Raw genomic sequence first — 18,855 nt, 5'->3', positions numbered from 1 at the left:
AACCCAATCCTAAACCAGAATGATCAATGACCAACCGCCAATCCCCCCGCTCCGCCAGCTATGTGACGAGCGCTGCGCAGGGGGATTAGCTGTCACCGCGTGTTACACCACCAAATGGGACGTGATCGAACAAATTCTTTGAATGAATGATGGAAGCTTGGGTGCTCAAGTCACCCACATGCTTCCAATTTGACTAGACAACCCATTCGATGGCTTCAAGGTGGTAAAACGTGCGCCGCAAAGTTTTCAATGCCTACCTCTGTTGAGTGGTAACCCTCTATTTCCTGCTTCCTTTGAAGTTGCCATATGTTAAGCTTCTATAGCTCCTGACGCTTCGTCAGGAAGCGGCAGCATTAACCCCAAGCGCCTGCCGCCAGTCCCTTAAGAACAGCCATGCGCATAGCATGCCGGCGGGTCCCGAGGCCAGCACAGCACATAGGACAAATCCTTCTGGAAGGACTTCAAATTGATCTCCCAGTCCGATCAAGGCGTAGACTGGTGCCCCAATCAGCATGACTAAGGTGTATCCCGTCGGATGATTGACACGGACCAGCAGGGCTTTTTCAACCGCATCGCTAGCAAGTTGGATGAAAAAACGGGTGACGATGATCTGTAGCGCCAGATAAGCGGCGGCGGCATAAAGCCATGGCCAGACCTCCGCCCTCCCGGTAAGGCCTGAAGCAATTGCTAGAAAAAGGGGTGCGACTGCGCCGCTGAGTGTCTCGGCGTAAGAAGGCAATCCTCGGCGCGAGATGGCGAGGTGGCCGTAGATGAGCCAAGCGGACAGTCCACTTGAAACCACCCCGATTATTTGGCCCCAGGTCATAAGACTGGCGCTGTCCAGAGGCCACAGCGTCATCCGGTCACGAGCTTGATCAACCATTTCCTGAAGCGCTAAGCCGATGGTGATGCTGATGAGGGTAATGAAGACATCCGCGACTTTGTCGCGAACCCAGCCCTCGGTTATCGAGCCGACTGCATGGATTGGTTTGGGCCGTGGTGAAGATTCCCGAGGACCTTCACGTATTGCCCGCTGCCAGTCCCGGAAATAAAGTACAGGCAGCAGTATCGCCGCAGGGACAGTCGCCCAAGCCAAGGCAGCTGCGCCCCAAGAACCCACCCGTTCACCGTGAATAGCAGCAGCGGCAACGAACGCGCACGGTGCACTCAGGACGAGGATAAGAAGGAAGCCCCCGGGTTGAAGCATGCGGCGGAAAGCATGTCCCTCGACAGCGCCTGCAGTAGTCAGAACGCTAACTGTGGAGGCGATGACGGACACCGTCAGAAACACGCCCGCCATAAGGAACCAGGCTGTCGGATCGGCGGAGCCAACAAAGCTATTTGAGAATAAGAGCAATAACGGACCAACAAAGGCAGCAAGGGACTCTATGAAGCGCGGTATTTGACGTCGAGCAATGGCGAGGTGGGCGTAGACTGCCCAGGTGCCGAGTGCAGAGCTGACCATTCCGAAGATCTGGCCCCAGCCCATGACAGCCTGTGCGTCGAGTGGCCAAAGCGTGAGATCGTTACGGGCCAGCTGTAGCAGGTCGGCCAACACTATGCCCACGAGGATGCTGAGAAAGGTTATATAAAGGTCCGGCGACCGATCTGCGACATATGCGGCCAGCCCATTTTCGCGATAGCGCACGGGCGTGCGCGATGTCTTCGATTTCGTGGCCACTGTTACCCCTTGGAATATGAAGTTTAGATTGATACAGCGTCTGCCCGCTGTCAATTAAATCAGGGCTTCCGCGATCCGCGGTATGGTCGAGCAATGTCCATCGAGCCTTGGTAACAAGGGTTTGATTCATCGATGGAATGCACCATGGTCAAGCAATTTCTAAGATCGGCTATGTTGGGTGCTCGACCACATCATTTGGAACGGTTCAAGGCCGCACAATTGTTTCTGCGCAAGCTGGGGAAAAAGGGGCGGCGTCCGCCGACGCGCGCAGCGCGCCTCTTGACGCCTCATCTTGCGCGCTCAAACTCGAACACAGCCTTTGCCAAGGCATGGCCTGTGACAAAGGCTGTCTCGGTGAAATAAGCACCGAATAAGGTCGCCGCAGACGAAGCAGAGCACTCCCGTCGGAAGGCAGGCGATCAAGCGGCGCGTATTGCTAGAATTTCTTGGCGATTCCAATTACGATGTCAGTTGTTCGATAGTCAGCTTTAAGTGTACGGCCACCTCCCTTGAGACTTGGGCTATTGACTGAGAACGTCCGCAGTTCCCCGAATCCTTTCCAGTCACTGGCAAATTCATACTCCACGCCAGCTATGCCCTGAACCGCAAACATACTTGCTCTGGAGTATTGGCCACGGTTGGCAGTTGGGCCAGCATTCAAATCGAAATCAACTTCACGGGTCAAACCAATGCCCAAACCAACATAGGGCTTGAAACTACCAGCTTCGTTGAAGGTGTATAGACCATTTACCATGATAGACGTTGAGGCGTAATCGCTGTTGCTTGCAGCAACCCCTCCAAGGGAATTCAGTGAGCTGGATCGGTAGGTGTACTCAAGCTCGCTCCGCCAAGGCCCAGCATAGTCGTATCCGATGGCCCCGCCAGCCAGCGCGCCCCCGCCGAACTTTCCTTTTGTGCGAGTTCCTCCGATCTGCAGGTCCGTATTACTCAATGTGGAGCTTCCGCCATAAACCTTGGCATAGAGACCACCCTCTTTATCGGCTGTTTGAGCGATTGCTGAATTTCCAAATGCAAAGAGCGCTGCGACAACAGCCAATGTGCGGTAGAACATTTTCTTTTCCTTCTAAGTGTTTCGTAGGGAGATTGAGGTCGGGCTGATTACTCGACCTGTGGCGTAACTACGTGATGTGGTTTGAAGGAAAAGCGCTGTTGCACGAACGGTATCCGACACTGCACGAACGGGCAGATTATCTGCAGTGAGCTAAAAAATTTCCTGACTGGCCGGCCTCATGTTTGCGCTATGCGGTGCATGGCTCCGAGCGCTCCCGCATTCAAAGCGGCGGCCCATCGTCATAGGAATTAGGACACAGACTCTGAGGAAATTGCGACAAGCCTGTTTAGACAGGCGTGATCAACCCTTTGGCACCCAGCAAAAATTTTGGGTCTGGCATATCAAATGATTAGAAGGGTTTATTGCAATTACTCTCATAAAACCTGCGATAAGTCATTCTTCCGACGTCGGCTGACCGGTACTTTAAGGCCGGTGTCCATTTGTAAAAGACCACGAGAATTGAGGCGTTTCTTCTGCAATATGTGATTTTGTGCAACCCAATGAGATCGATGCACTTGAACACCTGGATAACCAGCCACTTTCAGTTCCTCAATGGCGCGGCCAAAGGGGTAAAGTATCAATGCTTGACCGACGATCGTGTAAACTCGTGTATAATGAAGCTCAGCAGATAAAGCGACAAGATCGGTACCGAGGGGCGGCGGAAGCGACGCGACGAACGGCAGCTTCAAGGATCGCGACTTACTCTTATCGCTTCCAGTTTGATTGACAGGCGAGCTTGTATCTTGGGTGCCAGTTTCATCGGTCTTGGCTACGGGCAGGCCTCGCGTCTGGAACAAGCCAATAGCGCCTCTTAAGCGAATGGCATTGAGACCTAACCAAGCTGACAGGGCCGGCGGCGAAACAAAAGCTAGTTCTTCCAAGAACTCTAGGTACCAACTTTGTGGAAGAGTAACCGTGGCTTCATCTAGTCCTAGAATTCTATCTATCCATATTCCAATCGGGACGAATAGCGCGGCTCCGAGAAAGCCTGAAAGTGCCAATTGTGCGATAAGTGGCCACTTAAAGAATAGGCTAAATTTTTGGAGGCCCAATTGCATCGTCTGCATCATCATCAAAAGTGCGCTTACCTGGATCAGCCAAAATACGGCCCGTTGCGCAATCGACAGTTCTTGGGTCGAGCTTGGATTTAGAAGTGTGATGACGGTAGCAATGCAGATTATTGAAAAGGCCAAGAATTTTGGCCAACTCAATTGCTCCGAATCTGATGGGTCGAGTTTGAATGTCATGCGGCGTCATTACCCAAAGGATAAAGTGGCTTCAAGCATCCGCTCGACGGCCTAACATGAAATCTTTGTAGTGTTCAGTGCCTCCAGCTCGCCCCCAAATGCATCGCATGTCCGCTTCCTAGAAACCGCTAACCCGCCCCAAACGACAACCTCTGGCGCAAAGCGGCCAGACAAAGGTCTGGCTTGGGTCGGCCGCTAGAGATTGACGAGTATCAAGCTCTCCGCCCAAAGGTTCTGGGCTTCCTGAAGTGTATTTGAGTGGATCGAGAATTCAGAAGCCGCCGACTGAGTTGGAAAGTGAACTTTGTATTCAACCTACCAGAACCATTATCCTCTAATGGCTTGGCCAAGGGCTGCAGCGCCTTGAAGTACGAAGTCATGATCAGAGCCAAGGACAAAGAGGGTGGCCCCCTTCCCGCGCCACAACGCAACATCGCTGGCGCGGCCAAGGAACATGCCGGTGACCCTTCCCGCAGCCTTTCCTGCTGCAACAATCCGGTCGACCGCGTCGACAACGATCTCATCATCGGGCGTTTCCGCATCATAGGCGACTGTGAGATCTGCGCGACCGATGAATAGAGCATCGATGCCTGCCACTCGGGCAATAGCGTCAATGTCTTCCACAGCTTCGACATCTTCAATCTGTGCAATGACAATCACGTCTTTTGCGGTTTGACGATGTTTCGCCATGCCCTTCGTTGTGTAGCCGGCTGAGCGGCTAGAGCCGGCAAATCCGCGCCCGCCCCGGCCATAGTGGCAGGCCTTGACGGCTTCGACAGCTTCCTCGGCACTTCGAATATGGGGAAGAACAACACCGTCAGCACCGCAATCAAGAGCATTGAGGATTTGCTCATGGCTGCTGGATGCAGGCCTTACAAGTACAGGCTTTCCATAAGCCCGCGCCGCCAAGATGCACAGGTCCAAGGTGGTCCTGTCAAAAGGGGCATGCTCTGCATCAAGCACCAAGCAGTCCAAAGAGCTGAGACTCAAGACTTCAACAATCATCGGGCTTGGTGTTTTAACCCATGTAGCGGCGATGACTTCACCGGCGAGCAATTTGTCTCGTAACGCGCTCACGCTGCTTTGCTCCAGAGTTTAGTGCTGGCCAGTTCGGCACCGTCCACCAGTGTCTTTAGTTTTGCCCAAACAATCTCGGGATCAACCGCGCCGAACCCCGCAAACGTCGAGAACCCACAATCGGTACCTGCAATTACGCGTTCGCGACCGATTATTCCGGCAAAGCGTTCAATGCGTTCAGCGACAACCCGGGGGTGTTCAATGAAATTGGTAGTTGAATCAATCACGCCCGGAATCAGGATTTTGTCATCGGGAATGATGGCCAGCATCTCAACAAAATAGTTCCAGTCATGTTGGTGACGTGGGTTCGAGGTCTCAAACAGTAAGCCAGCCGGCTTAGCTTTCATCAGTGTCGGCAAGATCACCCCCATCTCAACGTCATGATGGTGGGGTCCCTCATAATTGCCCCAACATACGTGCATCCGAACACGGTCTGCAGGCACATTGCGAAGCGCATGGTTTAGCACATCCACATGCGTGCCGATGAGATTGAGATAGTCTGCATCGCTACGGTCCTTATACATCATATGCCGCCCAAGCCCTAGGTCTGGGCTGTCGAGTTGCAAGATCAGGCCAGCGGCAACGATTGCTTCATATTCAGGCCGCATGGCTTCAGCGAGCGCTTCGAGATAGTCGTCCTGAGTTGCATAGTGCTCATTGGGCTGGAACAGCGCAATAACGCCGGGTGATGCCGCATTCATGAAGCCCGCAACTGGTTTATGGTTCGCAAGTGCTGCAGCCAAAAAGCCGAGGTCGGCGTTTAGAGGTTCCATGGACTTCACCGCGACCGGTCCTACACATTTTGGCCGCCGATAGGTCGGTGTGCCACCACCACTGGCTTGGCGATTCAGAAAGCTAGGGAAAGCTTCGAGGTCAGAGGGCGGGGTCCGCGGGCTATCACCATCAAAACCTGTAATGCGATCCTTGATATAGGTCGCATAGGATATCTTCGACATTTCGCCATCTGAAACCAGATCGATACCAACCCGAACTTGGTTGGCGACGGTCTCATCAACGGCTCTGCCAATCACATCATCAAACTGGGCCTGGTCAATAGGATCACCGCGCTCGGCGGCAAAGACCAGGTCGGTAACGGCCTTTGATCGCGGCAATGATCCGACATGGGTGGTTAAAATACGCTCGCTCATGCGATCATCTCCTGCTTCGGCGTTGTTTGTAGGTTGGTGAGCCAATCTGAAATGGCGTGCTTGAATGCGGCTGGCTGCTCTAGCGGCACCAAATGGCCCGCGCCTTCAATTTCGACAAGGTTGGCGCGGCGATTGCGCGCTGCCATGGCGGCGTGCCAGGCGGGTGGGCATAAGCTGTCGTCGCTTCCGGCAAGCACAAGGATTGGGCCAGCAAAGTTGTTAATCGCGTCGCACAAGGCGGGGCGGGTTCGCAGGGCCTCGCTTTGGCGCAAGAATACCTCCCGACCAAGGTCTAGGCCCATTTCCAAGGTTAACTCGAGGATTTGCGCGCGCTTGTTGCCTTGGGTGGCAGGACTCAGATAGTGCGGCTTCAGTTCATCGCGAACGATTGCGCTTAATCGGCCGTCCCGGACTTGGGCTTGCTGGGATACGCGCGCGGCCGATCTTTCAGGTAAATCTGCGTTGCAATTGGTGCTGGAAAGAACCATCCCGACTAAGCGCTCTGGTGCCAGTTTGGCCATCATAAGGCTCACGATAGCCCCCATTGAAAAGCCAATCGGGATAATGGGACCTTCAACATTCTTCAGGACATCATGTGCCAAAGCTTCGACGCTATCGGACCGGGTAATGGCAGCAAACACATTTGGATAAGTGTTGATGGGGCCCACATCCTGCCAAAGCCTGTGGTCGCACATATGGCCTGCTATCCAAACAAGGGTCGGGGGCGAAGTCACAACAAACGTGCCGACCGCCCGGAAAGCAATTCACCGGCAAACAAGCGCTGTTCTGGAGAAATGTCTGGGCTCTCAATACGCTCCAACAACATCGCAACCGCGGCTTGGGTCATGCGTCGCACGGGCTGGCGTACCGTCGTGAGTTGATAGGCCTCCCAAGTTGCCGGACTAACGCCATCAAAGCCCGTAATGGACAATTCGCTGGGTACCTTCTTGCCGATGATGTTTCGCGCTGTGTCCATCGCACCAATTGCCATCAAATCATTGACGCAAATCAGAGCGTCCAATTTGCCTTGGGTGAGCTCCATCAGCGCCTTTAGACCTGCGCCACCACTCTCATAATCAAACTGTCCGCGGACAAATTCTGCCTTGATGCCATGATGGGCAAGACGATTGATCGCTGCATTGGCGCGTTCTTCGCCTACGTAGGAATCGGCTGGGCCGCCGATAATCCCAAAGCACCGATGGCCCGCCTGCACCAGGCCATCAACCAAAGCGCGCTCACCCAAATCAGAGTCACAGCAGACGCTAGCGACAGGAACGCCCTCACCAACTCGGTTATAGAGGACCAACGGAACCCCCCGGTTGGAAAAGGCAACCAATTGATCCGTAGACAGACGGGCAGCTACAATCGCGCCATCGACGCGGTAGCGCCAAACTTGGCCCAAGACTTCCTCAACATCGGATTCTGCAGCCAAGCTAAACAGAAGCACCCGTACACCATGCTGTGACAGGCGTTGGGTAAGTTCCGCCAAGACCTCCGGATAGTAGAGGTTTGTTAGATTGGAAATAATGATGGCGACGAGGTTTGAGCGTTTGGTTATCAGACCCTGCGCAATGGCATTAGGCTCATAGCCAAGAGCTTGCGCGGCCTCGACAATCCGCGCCCGCGTTGCCGGTGCAACAGAAGCTCCTTTTCTAAAAGCCCGGCTGACCGCAGACTGGGACACACCAGCTCGGCGCGCAACATCATAAGATGTTACCCCAGTTTTTTCCTGTGTGGTTTGATCAAGCAGCTTCTTTTTTGCCATAACGTCGCACCCGAATATCTGCCTGCTCTTTATGGCCTGCAAAGCCTTCAATAGCGCAAAGGCGCGAGCAATACTCACCTATCATCACACTGGCCTCATCGGTCAAGACGCGCTGATAGGTGCAGGTCTTGATGAACTTTCCAACCCAAAGCCCGCCTGTGAAGCGTGCATTGCCGCGCGTCGGTAATGTGTGATTAGTTCCGATTACTTTGTCGCCATAGCTGACATTGGTCCGTGCGCCCAAAAAGAGCGCGCCATAATTGGTCATATTATTCAAGAAGTAATCGGGGTCGCGGGTCATCACTTGGACATGCTCGGAGGCGATTTTATCGGCTATCGTGACCATCTCCTCGTAGCTGTCTGCTACGATGACTTGACCATAATCGGCCCATGCCTTTCCGGCGATCGCCGCTGTTGGCAGAATAGTCAGCTGCCGTTCAATCTCGGCCATCGTGTCATGGGCCAGCTTTTCACTATTGGTCAACAGAACGGCAGGTGAGTTGGGACCATGCTCGGCTTGCCCTAACAGGTCGGCGGCACAGAGCTCGCCATCGACGCTATCATCAGCAATGACAAGGGTCTCTGTAGGCCCCGCCAGAAGGTCAATGCCGATCCGGCCAAAGAGTTGGCGTTTGGCTTCAGCGACATAAGCGTTGCCTGGACCTACAATCATGTCGACGGGCGCAATCGTAGAGGTTCCAAGCGCCATGGCCGCAACGGCTTGCACGCCACCGATACAATAAATTTCGTCCGCACCAGCCATGTGCATCGCAACAACGATGGCAGGATTTGGGACCCCTTGATAGGGCGGTGCGACCGATACAATCCGCTTCACCCCGGCAACTTTTGCGGTCACCACACTCATATGCGCTGAAGCAACCAAAGGATATTTGCCGCCCGGCACATAGCAACCCACGCTGTTCACCGGCAGATTCTTATGCCCCAGAACAACGCCGGGCAGTGTCTCCACCTCGACATCTTTGAGCGCGTCTCGTTGGATCTGGGCAAAGTTGCGCACCTGGGCTTGCGCGAAGCGGATATCTTCGATCGTCTGCGGGCTAAGCGCGCGGTAGGCGGCATCAATCGCGTCTTGACCTAGCCTGAAGTCGTCTGGTGCCCAGTTATCGAACTTTGACGACCAATCGCGCACAGCATCATCGCCTCTGGTTTTGATGTCTTGAATGATAGCCTCAACCGTTGCCCGAACATCAGCATCTGCTTCTTCAGCCGCAGTCTCACTGATTCCGGTTTTAAGATACTTGGCCAAATCAGCCTCCCAACGCTTGAAACTTACCTGTGTTGCGCGCTACGCTAACGGAAATGACTGCGAATGCAAAGACCAAATTGCGTAAACAAGAATGGGATACAGTTATGGGCAATGGCACAATGCTTCCGACCTGGGCGCAGGGGCTTTCAGGGCGCATCGCCGTCGTAACAGGGGCTAGCCGAGGGCTGGGTTCTGCTATCGCCCTTTGCCTCGCAGAGGCAGGCGCAAAAGTGCATGCAGTGGCACGAAGTGGTGCAGCTTTGCAGGAAATGGCGGATCAACACACCAATATTCTGCCCATGGTCGGTGATGTGACCGATCCCCGATTTATCGAGGATTTGGGCAAAATGGAGATCGACATTCTGGTCAATAATGCTGGCATGAATCGTCCGCTGTTGATCGAGGATGTCGATCTTGAAACGCTCGATAGGATGCTGGGACTCAATGTTCGAGCAGCATACTTGGTGGCCCAAGCTGCCGCAAAGTCGATGTTGGCGCATAGACGCGGCGGCTCAATCATCAATATCACAAGTCAAATGGGTCACGTTGGGTCACCAAGGCGCACCGTCTATTGCATGACCAAACACGCGCTAGAAGGCCTGACCAAAGCCATGGCGGTAGAGCTCGCCCCTAAGGGCATACGCGTAAACTCAGTTGCGCCAACTTTCATTGAAACCGCCATGACGAAGCCAATGCTGGATGATCCTGCCTTCATGGGCTTTGTCAAAAACATGATCCCCATGGGCAAGATTGGGCAGCCCGAAGATGTTGCGGCCGCAGTCCTTTATCTAGCAAGTCCCGCATCTCGCATGGTTACGGGAACAAGCCTTCTTGTCGACGGCGGATGGACGGCGCAGTAAACAAAAAAGGCTGCCGTTTCTCAACGGCAGCCCTTTTTTCCCGCATTAGCTAAAGATCAAAAGCGCAGGTTGGCCTTTATGCCCCAAAGCTTAGGCGGCGCATAGCTGGCTTGCATCGCCCCGCCGCCGCCCCAAACAAAGCGGGTCGCCGTCGCTTCATCGGTCACATTGTTCACAAAGGCCGCAACGGACAAATTGTCATTAATGTCCCACGTGACGCGCAGGTCAATTTTTGTATAGGCGTCTTGCTTATCCAAAATCGAGTTGGCTGGTTGGCCATAGAAGCCGCTGTTGAATGTGAGCACGGCGAGCGGGGTGACCTGCCCAAGGCCGCCAAGGTCAAAGACATATTGAGCCGAGAAGCTGCCGGAATAGTCAGATGCGTATGGCAACTTCTTGCCCGTCAGATCACAGCCAAATGCCAATGCTGGTGCCCCAACAGCCCCAGTTCCAGTGCCAGGAACTGGGCCGCAATTGTAACCGGGTGCGAAAATGCGGCGTTGTCCAACATTCGCGATCGTGATGCCATTCACAACCGTCGGGGTCAGTTGCGCCGCGTCGGCAACAACAATGGAAGTCCCAAATGGCAGCGGCACATTGGTATAGTCGGTGTATTTCGCATCGAGCACCGAAAGCGAGAGGTTCAAGGTCAGATTGTCAATCGGCCTCCAGACGCCCTCGACTTCGGCGCCTTTTGCCTCAGCCTTGCCGCTATTTTCAATAATCGATAGGGTTGTATTGCCGGCCGGGATCTGCCGCTGTTCTTGAAGGCTGTCATATTGGTTGAAGAAGGCGGCAACGTTTAACTGCAACGTGTTGTCCAGGAAGCGATTCTTGCTGCCGATTTCAAAAGCTGTGACTTCTTCGGGCTCGAAAGTTGGGGTCAGAGCAGCTTGGTTCTGGCCGGAATTGAAGCCCCCGGACCGGAAGCCAGTTGAGACAGACCCGTAAAATAGATTGTTCTCAGTTAGTTGGTAATCAGCCGCCAAACGCCATGTCAGCTTCTCAAACTCAGCGGTATCGTAGGTCGCCCCGGTTAGCACGGCCGTGTTGGCAGCCAAGCATGCAAAGCCCGGACGTGGCTGAACAGCGGTTGCAGCAAAGACGCAATTGGTAGGAGCACCCTTAGAACCAAAGGCACTTGCTGGAATACCGCCAGTGGCCAATGTAATCGCCGTTCCAACAGGGGTTGGTGGCGTTCCAGCAAGCGGTAAGACAGCTGCCGCATTGGCAAACTTAAAGTCCTTGGTGTCGCGGGTAAATCGGATGCCAGCGGTCAGCTTCAAGGCTTCGGTGACCACATAACTTCCCTGTGCATAGGCAGCGATGGACGTCGTATCGGCCCGTTGCTCATCATAGAAACCTGCCCCTGCAACCGGCAGCGAGACTGGTGCTCCTACTCCGCGAATGGTCCGAGGCACTTGTTCGTTGATGAAGACCCCTCGCAATTCGTCGTCAAAATAATAGGCACCTAAAACATAGCTCAGTGGGCCTTCCCCGCGCGACAGAATCTGGAATTCTTGGCTGAAGGTTTTAGCTGAAGTGAGCTGATAGTCCGTGCCGATTGTACTGGCCGAGAAGTCCGTGTCTGAGGTGCGCACGGCTTCAAAATCTGCAAAGCCTGTGATGGACTTAAGCGTGAAGGCACCAAACTCATAGGCAATATTCGCGCTAGCGCCTGTTGAGGTCAGGTCGAGAATTGTCTTTTGATCGGTATCAATGGTGTATGGGTCGCCGGCGGCAAATAATGGGATGCCTGCATCAATGGTGAGGGGGGCATCGACAACACCGTCTCGGTTGCCGCCACGTGTGTTCAGGTTACGAATGGCAGTCGCATTGAACAATTGCTGATTTGACGGGATATCAAAGAAGGTACCGGCAAGCTTGTAACCAAACGCCGAACCACCTGCGCCACCGCGGGTTCCACTGTCAATCTTGATGGTCGCCGTTAGTTTGTCTGTTGGCTTGAGCAGGAGGGCTGCCCGCATATAGCGTGTCTTCTCGTCAAACAGATTGTTCCCGCTCGGATTGACGTTCTTTACATAGCCATCATCGTCTTCAGACGCACCGCTAATGCGCAAAGCGGCCTTTTCGGAAATCGGGATGTTTATAAACGGCTCAATGCGAACCTTATTGTTCTCGCCGATTGTAACATCTAGTCCGCTCTTGAATTGTCCAATGCGAGGCTGGGCGGTGGCGATGGAAATATTGCCGCCAAATGTGTTGCGGCCATAAAGCGTGCCTTGTGGCCCGCGTAAAACTTCCACGCGATCGAGGTCGACAAAGCCTAAAGTGGCCTGCGCTGCACGCGATTGATAAACGCCATCGATAAAGAAGCCGATCGTGGTATCCCCATTGACGCCGACGTTTTCAGTCCGGACACCGCGAATGGCTGGCCGAGCATCAACACCGGAGCGACCAAATGTTAGGCCTGGAACAGAGTTTTCGAGGCGCGACATGTCCGTAAGGCCGCGCGCTTGGATTTGCGCTGCGCTAAAGGCTGATACGGAGAGGGGAACATTTTGCAGATTTTCTTCACGCCGTTGCGCGGTCACAACAACGGTTTCGATGCCGCGCTCAGGCTCGGCTGTCGCTTCAGTCGTGTTTTGCTGAGCAAAACTCGGCGTAGCGACCATAAAGGCCAACCCGGAAATGGTTGCTAAAAGCGTTGTTTTTGTCGCGTGAGTGACGAAATTATTCAGCATCGCAAGGACCCCCTCGATTTTTCGAATGTTGATGTGATATTATTATGACTTCGAATGCAAGCAGAATTTGACAGACGAATGGGGCCTTAAGGCATAAATTCCGACTGGCTTGTACGAGAAATCATCAGGTGTTGCAGAAATGCCCTGGATACAGCCTACATCCGGCCCTTGACTAGCCTGTTTGGTTTGGCTGGTTCGCATGCGCATGCAAGACTGAGTCTGCATCAGACGAGATATTCAAACAGAGCCAAAGCGATCAGCGTGGCAAAGAGATAAACGACCAACCATAGGCTTTGCTTATCAATAGCCCCAGGCATCGTATTCCAATTGCCGTCTTTGAGTGGCCGACCTTCGGCGGCAAAGCGCGCTTGTTGACCGGGCACCGAATAGGGCGACCATTCCGCTTGCTTGCCGTCCAGAATGCGGCTTGTGGTCCATCCGACAATCACGGTTGCAGCCCCGCCAATCAAACAAAACCAAGGCCAAGCAATATCTGTGTAATTTGCTACGTACCCAATGATGGCAAAGCCTGCGATAACGCCGGCCATCAGCCCGCGTTCGGTTGTATGTTTTGAGAAGAAACCCAAGCCATACATGCCAAGCTTCGCCCCGACAAAATAGCTGCCGATCTTACTTAGAACTTCGAGAATAGATCCGTTGGATTGATCGTAAAGGATCGCAGGGCCAATGATGATCACAGCCCAGATTACGGTCGCAATACGGGTTGCTCGCAGATAGTGCGCATCATCCCCATCTTTTTTGTAATAGCGCTGGTAGAAGTCGACAATGCTTGCGGTCGCCATTGAGTTAAAGGCCGAGCTTAATGTCGACATGGAGGCCGCCAACACCGCCGCTGCGAGAATGCCGAGAAGCCCAGGCACACCAGATTCAGCCGCGAATTGAAGGATGATTTCATTGGGCTCGTCGAAGGGCTTGCCGTCATAATAGCCATAAGCGAGCACGCCGATGAAGAAAAAGAGAAAATAGATTGGAAAGGCGGCATACCCCATCAACAGATAGGATTTTTTGGCATCTCCAATACTCTTGGCCCCCAGCGTGCGCTGAACCATCATCTGGTTCGCGCCATAAACGGTGATGTGAAACAGGGCCATGCCGAACAGGCCAGAATATATGGTCGTCGCGACAGTGGGGTCGGGCGTGAAATCAATCGCGCTCAACCGCCCCAATTCCTTGAGATTTGCCAGAACTTCGCCGACCGGTGTTGGCATAGAAACAAAAAGAGCAATCAGAATAACGATCGCACCACCAAACAGCACCGCTGCTTGAAAGACATCTGTCCAGATAACAGCCAGCATGCCTCCCATGGTGGTGTAGATCAAAGCCATAATGGTCACGATGACCACAGCCATGGGGATGGACATCCCGGTTATGAACTTCAAAACAAGGGCGGTCGCAAAGAGGATCGCGCCGGTTGAGAGCCCTTGTGTCACCAAGAATATAATGGACATGACGGCCCGACTTAATTGTCCAAACCGACGTTCTTGATATTCATAAATCGAGGCAACGCCGCTCATATAAAAAAACGGTAAGAAAAACCCGGTCACTAGTATGATGACAATCGGATAATTCAGATGAATAGCTAAGGCCGCTAGCCCGTCCTTATAGGCCCAAGCAGGCGCGCCTAGAAAGGAAAGGGCGCTGATATAGGTAGCGATTACCGATAAGCCGATTGCCCACCAAGGTGTATTGCCACTACCCAAATTGAATTCTTTGGCGGTGGTGACCTTTCGACTTAAAAAATAGCCAAGCACCAGATTGCCAACCAAGAAAGCAATTACGATCGCCCAATCGAGTGCCTGAAACTTCATATTATGCCCCCAACATTTGCATCAGCCTAAAGGCTTGCAAATACATCAATATCGAACTGCTTCAGCAGATCGATCATGTCGATAAAGACCCAGTTCTCACTGAGGAAGTCGCCTTCTCGACGCCAGAAGTCCATAACGCGCATGGTAATGCGCTTGTTAGTCGCCGGAATCCCTAACCACCCATTGCCCAAATGCGTTGCGTTTATGCTGGGCCAGCCTGAGGAAGCCACAAAAGCACCATTGCCAATACGGCACCGATGATTGCCACCTATGCGATCTGGAAACGCGGTCAAAAAAGGTTGTTGGTGCGCCCGCTCATAATCTTGATGCCCGCGTGCGCTACCAATGCCGCCTGGCCCATACCAATGAAATTGGGGAGTCCAGAAGCGGGTCATGCCCATGCTCTTTAATGATTTGCCGTCATAACTCATCAGGCCGGCAATCATCGCTTCAACCAATTTAAGGCTCTTCTCACTCTCTGAAGGCTCCGACAAGCCAAGGTGCAGGCCGTCTTGGGCAGAAGGTGCAGGCGACCACACTTCGCCCAATTGTGCCCGAACCGGCCACGTGCCGCATTCAATCATCAGCCTTGCTATATCAAGGATGATGATGCTCTCAACAACTTGCCCATTTTCAAGCCGCTCGAACCAGCCAAAGCGGAGCCAATGAGGACGATGTGTCGGCTTAATGCCGAAAAAGTCCTTTTCAAACGTACCAATGAGCCAGCCGTAACTTGCGATCCAATCGCCCGCTTTGAACTCGCCTTGCATCAAGATGTCAGTGCGGCGTTCGAGGTTCGAGAAAGACGCTAATAATGGCGCGAAGAAGCCTTCATATATGGCGTCCCGACCAATCAGCGCATCACCATTGGCGCGGTCAAATGGAGCACAGACCGACATGACACAGTTTGGGGCGTATAGCTGGTTCAAGAGGCCAGACGCGCAATGGCTTAAATCGCGCGACGCGTCGATAATACGCCAGTAGTCAAGCTTAAGGTTTTTTGGATCGTTCATCCAAAGCATATTGACTTCGAATGCAACGGCCGTAAACCCTTATTGTGAAGCTCGTGGCTTTTGGGATGTTGAAAGGGCCTGCAATAAGCAGGGTCCGATGATTGGATGGTTCGGGTGGCTCAGAATTTTGTCTCTATGTCCCAAGATATCCCGCGCCCCTTGAGCGCTAAGGATTGGGAAGCGCGCTTGGTGCGCTACGTAGACCTACGTCCGTGCTACAATGCTTTCATTGACTGTCGCTCACCGGGTTCGGAAGCAAAAGAGAATTTCACTATTATTGGCCCAGGTGTCTCGGAAAACCCCGACCAATATGTTCATATTGCAGAGCCGCATGGATTTAACATCGGTGGTGCTCGGCAACCCCCTGCTTGTGTCAACTCCCAACATAGCCATGATACTGCAGAAGTATTTCTGGTTCATTCGGGTCAGTGGCGGTTCGACTTGGGCGAAACCGGCCAGGACGCACAAGTCGAAATGGGTCCAGGGGACGTCATTTCCTTGCCGACGGGCATGTTTCGTGGGTTCACCAATATTGGTCCAGACATTGGTTTTCTTTGGGCGGTTTTGGGGGAAGATGATCCCGGCCGTGTGCTCTGGGCACCGGACGTTTTTAAATTGGCGCGGCAACACGGGCTTGTCTTGCTAGAAACCGGCCAACTGATTGACACCGTGGCAGGGCAAAAAGTGCCAGCGGATGCAACCATCATGCCTGAAACGACGGCGCAGCAGGTAGCCGCCCTCCATGTAGCGACGCCAGCGGAGGCGGAATCGTTCGTCGCGCAAGCGAAACCGGGATCTTTGCAGATCATCCACAAAGACGGAGTTTTGCGGGGCGAGCATGGCTTTAGCCTTTCTCAGGTTTCGCTATCAAAAGGGCAACAGCTTGCGGACGTGGCCGGTGCTGTGATTTTCGTCCATAAAGGCGCGATGACTTTGTCATCGGAAGAAGGCCCCTTGCCCTTGCAAATTGGCGATACCCTTTCTGTGCCGCACGACCAGGACCCAACAATCATTGCCAACCAAGACAGCGTCATCCACGTTGTCAAAAAGGTTCTGTAACGCGATGCCTGCCTTAGGCCTCTATGGTCGAGATATTGCTGAGCTGCTGGCACCACAGGGGGCTCGCCGGCAGCCACTCCACGGCTTTGATGACATTTATGTTGATATAATTGACTATATCATCCGATGTACCCACCGGATTTGGGAAGAGAAAGACATTGGCCTCATCGCCACCCATTATAGTCAAAATTGTCCCATTCATCTGATGAGTGGCGATGTCGCTGGCGTTGAAGGCGTGATCGCGGGAACGCTCAAGACCTTGAACAGTTTTCCGGACAGAACTTTGGTGGGCGAAGCCGTAATATGGTCCGGTAATGAGCGAAACGGCTTTCATTCCTCCCACCGCATCACCAGCCACGCGACTCATCAAGGTGATGGTGAATTTGGCCCGGCTACCGGCCACAGCGTTTGTTTCACCACGATTGCTGATTGTTTGTGCCTAAAGAACCGAATTATCGAAGAATGGCTCGTGCGCGATAATGCAAAGATTGCCCGAGACCTCGGCTTTAGCGCCATGGCGTTGGGACAGGCACAGGCCAAACTATCGCCAGCCACCAGCTCAGGCATAGCAGCTTGGCGCCAGAAGCAAGTGGATGAAATCCTCAGCAATGATGGATTAGATTTTGCGAATCCTGCCCTGCCGGATCCTGCTAAGGCTCCAGAGGAGTTTGCCTATTTGGTGTTCCAGCAAATTTGGAACCTACGTCGATTATCGCGCGTCAGGGAAGTCTACGCAGCCCATGCCCATTGGGCGGGTCCTGATGCTCGCCTGCTGTTTGGCCACGGCGAAATAGCGGGATGGATAGGCGCTCTATTGTCGATGTCGAAAGGTGCCAAGGTCCGTGTCGACCATGTCGGCTCTGTCACTGAAGGTCCTTACACGGACATTGCGGTCCGTTGGAGCTTCGCCGGAATGCACGATAGTACCGGCCTATATGGGCCGCCAAGTCATGCTCCGCTCTATATTCTGGCAATTAGCCATTGGCGCACTTTGAACGGCATGATCGTCGAGGAGACAACCATTTTTGACGAGATCGCCCTCTGGCATCAAATCAGTGGGGGCGCATAGCTTCCATGACACTCGCCGAAATGTTGATTGAGCTCTACGTCAACGAGAATATTGGCGCCTTTGATGGCCTTTATTTGCACCGTGCAGTCCGCCGCTGTCGCGGCGAGCTCATGTTTGGGCGAGACGCCATTCGCCAACATATACTCGCTGACTTGGCACGTTTCGCTGGTTGGCGCTTCAATATCAATGTTAGCACAGACGAGTTTGCCGACGTCGCATGGATATCGCCAGACGGAACAACTGTACGCCGCCATTACTGGATCAAGCTCGAGAATAGCCGAATAGCTTCTGATGCCGTCTTTGCGTGCTCGTCACACCAAGAACGCCTGCACCAACACCACTCGCTTCTGGGTGAGCTCGACTCCGGCAAAGGGCAAACTGGGCCTGCCGAGTTAAGTGGATTCAGCGCGACCGTCGATTGCCTCCACAAAATCTGGAATTGCCGGTCAATTTCAAGCATTGCAGACCTCTATCAAGGTGAGGCCCACTGGAGCGGACCAGATGCTGAAGGTGGACCCCAAGAACTCAAGGCGTGGTGGCTTCAACAATTCCTAGAATATCCTCAGTCCTACATCACATTTGAACGGGAAATTGCTTTTGAGAATAATTTAGCCTTGCAATGGCAATGGGCCCGTATCGACATAAACGGGCATCGCGACCGGGTTGCGGGCAGCACTTGTCTGCGATTGGACGGCGGCAAAGTCATCGAAGAAGTTCTGCTGACGGATTAGTTTCTTCTTGAAAGGCTATCTCGGAGAAACTCAAGTCAATCAGCCTTGAAAGACTTTGCCCGTGAACCCAACCTCCCCGCACGCGATCGCCCAACAGTTTTGTCAGAGCTCTCTTTGATTCTCTAAATCACCGATTGTTTCCACTCGCAGCGCTATTGCAGGACCACTTTCAAACCGAAGAAGAGGCTATTTTTGACTTGTTTTGGCCGAAGAACGAACCCGCTCCGCGGGAGGTTTGTGCGTGATGGTCTGGGGGCATGGATTTGGGTTGATTGCGATTTTGATTGAAGAGGTGGGTTTGGGCTCTGACGATGGTGGCTCCTTTAGCAAGT

15 protein-coding genes are annotated in these 18,855 nt (G+C 53.4%); 4 read left to right on the top strand and 11 right to left on the bottom strand.

Features of this window, described 5'->3' with window-relative positions; translation table 11 throughout:
• Positions 1 to 337: 337 nt before the first annotated feature.
• The 8 genes from ACIQ20_RS12575 to hisD form a co-directional block, all read right to left on the bottom strand.
• On the bottom strand, positions 338 to 1,681 hold the full coding sequence (locus ACIQ20_RS12575; RefSeq protein ID WP_395780796.1) for a hypothetical protein: 1,344 nt from the start codon (positions 1,679 to 1,681) through the stop codon (positions 338 to 340).
• Positions 1,682 to 2,117: 436 nt separating this feature from the next.
• A complete protein-coding gene (locus tag ACIQ20_RS12570; RefSeq protein WP_395780794.1) occupies positions 2,118 to 2,753 on the bottom strand; it encodes an outer membrane protein in 636 nt (211 codons plus the stop codon).
• 374 nt (positions 2,754 to 3,127) lie between these two features.
• Positions 3,128 to 3,826 (bottom strand): LytTR family DNA-binding domain-containing protein, encoded by a 699-nt coding sequence (locus tag ACIQ20_RS12565; protein ID WP_395780792.1) that lies wholly within the window; start codon positions 3,824 to 3,826, stop codon positions 3,128 to 3,130.
• A 501-nt stretch (positions 3,827 to 4,327) separates the two neighbouring features.
• Positions 4,328 to 5,077 carry an HpcH/HpaI aldolase/citrate lyase family protein gene (locus tag ACIQ20_RS12560; protein WP_395780790.1) on the bottom strand — a complete coding sequence of 250 codons (750 nt, stop codon included), beginning with the start codon at positions 5,075 to 5,077 and terminating at the stop codon, positions 4,328 to 4,330.
• Positions 5,074 to 6,225, bottom strand: coding sequence for a cobalamin-independent methionine synthase II family protein (locus ACIQ20_RS12555; protein WP_395780788.1), 1,152 nt, complete (start codon positions 6,223 to 6,225; stop codon positions 5,074 to 5,076). Before ACIQ20_RS12555 ends, ACIQ20_RS12560 begins: the two co-directional genes overlap by 4 nt.
• Positions 6,222 to 6,920, bottom strand: coding sequence for an alpha/beta fold hydrolase (locus ACIQ20_RS12550; protein WP_395780786.1), 699 nt, complete (start codon positions 6,918 to 6,920; stop codon positions 6,222 to 6,224). The genes ACIQ20_RS12555 and ACIQ20_RS12550 overlap by 4 nt, the downstream gene beginning before the upstream one ends.
• A 35-nt stretch (positions 6,921 to 6,955) precedes the next feature.
• A complete protein-coding gene (locus tag ACIQ20_RS12545; RefSeq protein ID WP_395780784.1) occupies positions 6,956 to 7,990 on the bottom strand; it encodes a LacI family DNA-binding transcriptional regulator in 1,035 nt (344 codons plus the stop codon).
• Complete coding sequence (hisD, locus tag ACIQ20_RS12540; RefSeq protein WP_395780782.1) at positions 7,968 to 9,257, bottom strand: histidinol dehydrogenase; 1,290 nt, start codon at positions 9,255 to 9,257, stop codon at positions 7,968 to 7,970. The genes ACIQ20_RS12545 and hisD overlap by 23 nt, the downstream gene beginning before the upstream one ends.
• A gap of 104 nt (positions 9,258 to 9,361) precedes the next feature.
• Here hisD and ACIQ20_RS12535 point away from each other — a divergent pair, with 104 nt between their 5' ends.
• Positions 9,362 to 10,117: an SDR family NAD(P)-dependent oxidoreductase gene (locus ACIQ20_RS12535; protein WP_395780780.1), complete on the top strand. Its 756-nt coding sequence runs from the start codon at positions 9,362 to 9,364 to the stop codon at positions 10,115 to 10,117.
• A gap of 56 nt (positions 10,118 to 10,173) precedes the next feature.
• On the opposite strand, the gene ACIQ20_RS12530 is transcribed toward ACIQ20_RS12535, so the two are convergent.
• The 3 genes from ACIQ20_RS12530 to ACIQ20_RS12520 form a co-directional block, all read right to left on the bottom strand.
• Positions 10,174 to 12,822 (bottom strand): TonB-dependent receptor, encoded by a 2,649-nt coding sequence (locus ACIQ20_RS12530; protein WP_395780778.1) that lies wholly within the window; start codon positions 12,820 to 12,822, stop codon positions 10,174 to 10,176.
• Positions 12,823 to 13,046: 224 nt separating this feature from the next.
• Positions 13,047 to 14,651, bottom strand: a complete 1,605-nt coding sequence (locus tag ACIQ20_RS12525) for a sodium:solute symporter (RefSeq protein WP_395780776.1) — start codon at positions 14,649 to 14,651, stop codon at positions 13,047 to 13,049.
• A gap of 26 nt (positions 14,652 to 14,677) precedes the next feature.
• Positions 14,678 to 15,664, bottom strand: coding sequence for an ester cyclase (locus ACIQ20_RS12520; protein WP_395780774.1), 987 nt, complete (start codon positions 15,662 to 15,664; stop codon positions 14,678 to 14,680).
• Between the two features lie 114 nt (positions 15,665 to 15,778).
• Between ACIQ20_RS12520 and ACIQ20_RS12515 the strand changes: the two genes are divergently transcribed.
• Genes ACIQ20_RS12515 through ACIQ20_RS12505 form a run of 3 tightly spaced genes read left to right on the top strand, consistent with a single transcriptional unit; the run spans position 15,779 to position 18,523 of the window.
• Positions 15,779 to 16,723: a cupin domain-containing protein gene (locus ACIQ20_RS12515; protein WP_395780772.1), complete on the top strand. Its 945-nt coding sequence runs from the start codon at positions 15,779 to 15,781 to the stop codon at positions 16,721 to 16,723.
• 4 nt (positions 16,724 to 16,727) lie between these two features.
• Positions 16,728 to 17,792 (top strand): ester cyclase, encoded by a 1,065-nt coding sequence (locus ACIQ20_RS12510; RefSeq protein ID WP_395780770.1) that lies wholly within the window; start codon positions 16,728 to 16,730, stop codon positions 17,790 to 17,792.
• Positions 17,793 to 17,797: 5 nt separating this feature from the next.
• The gene (locus tag ACIQ20_RS12505; RefSeq protein ID WP_395780768.1) at positions 17,798 to 18,523 is read left to right on the top strand and encodes a nuclear transport factor 2 family protein; all 726 of its coding nucleotides are present in this window, start codon (positions 17,798 to 17,800) and stop codon (positions 18,521 to 18,523) included.
• The last annotated feature ends 332 nt before the right edge of the window (positions 18,524 to 18,855 follow it).

It is taken from the genome of Aquidulcibacter sp. (assembly GCF_044346625.1).
Taxonomy (GTDB): Bacteria; Pseudomonadota; Alphaproteobacteria; order Caulobacterales; family Aquidulcibacteraceae; genus Aquidulcibacter.
The sequence above is the reverse complement of the archived record's forward strand: the minus strand, read 5'-3'. Positions and strand labels throughout refer to the sequence as shown.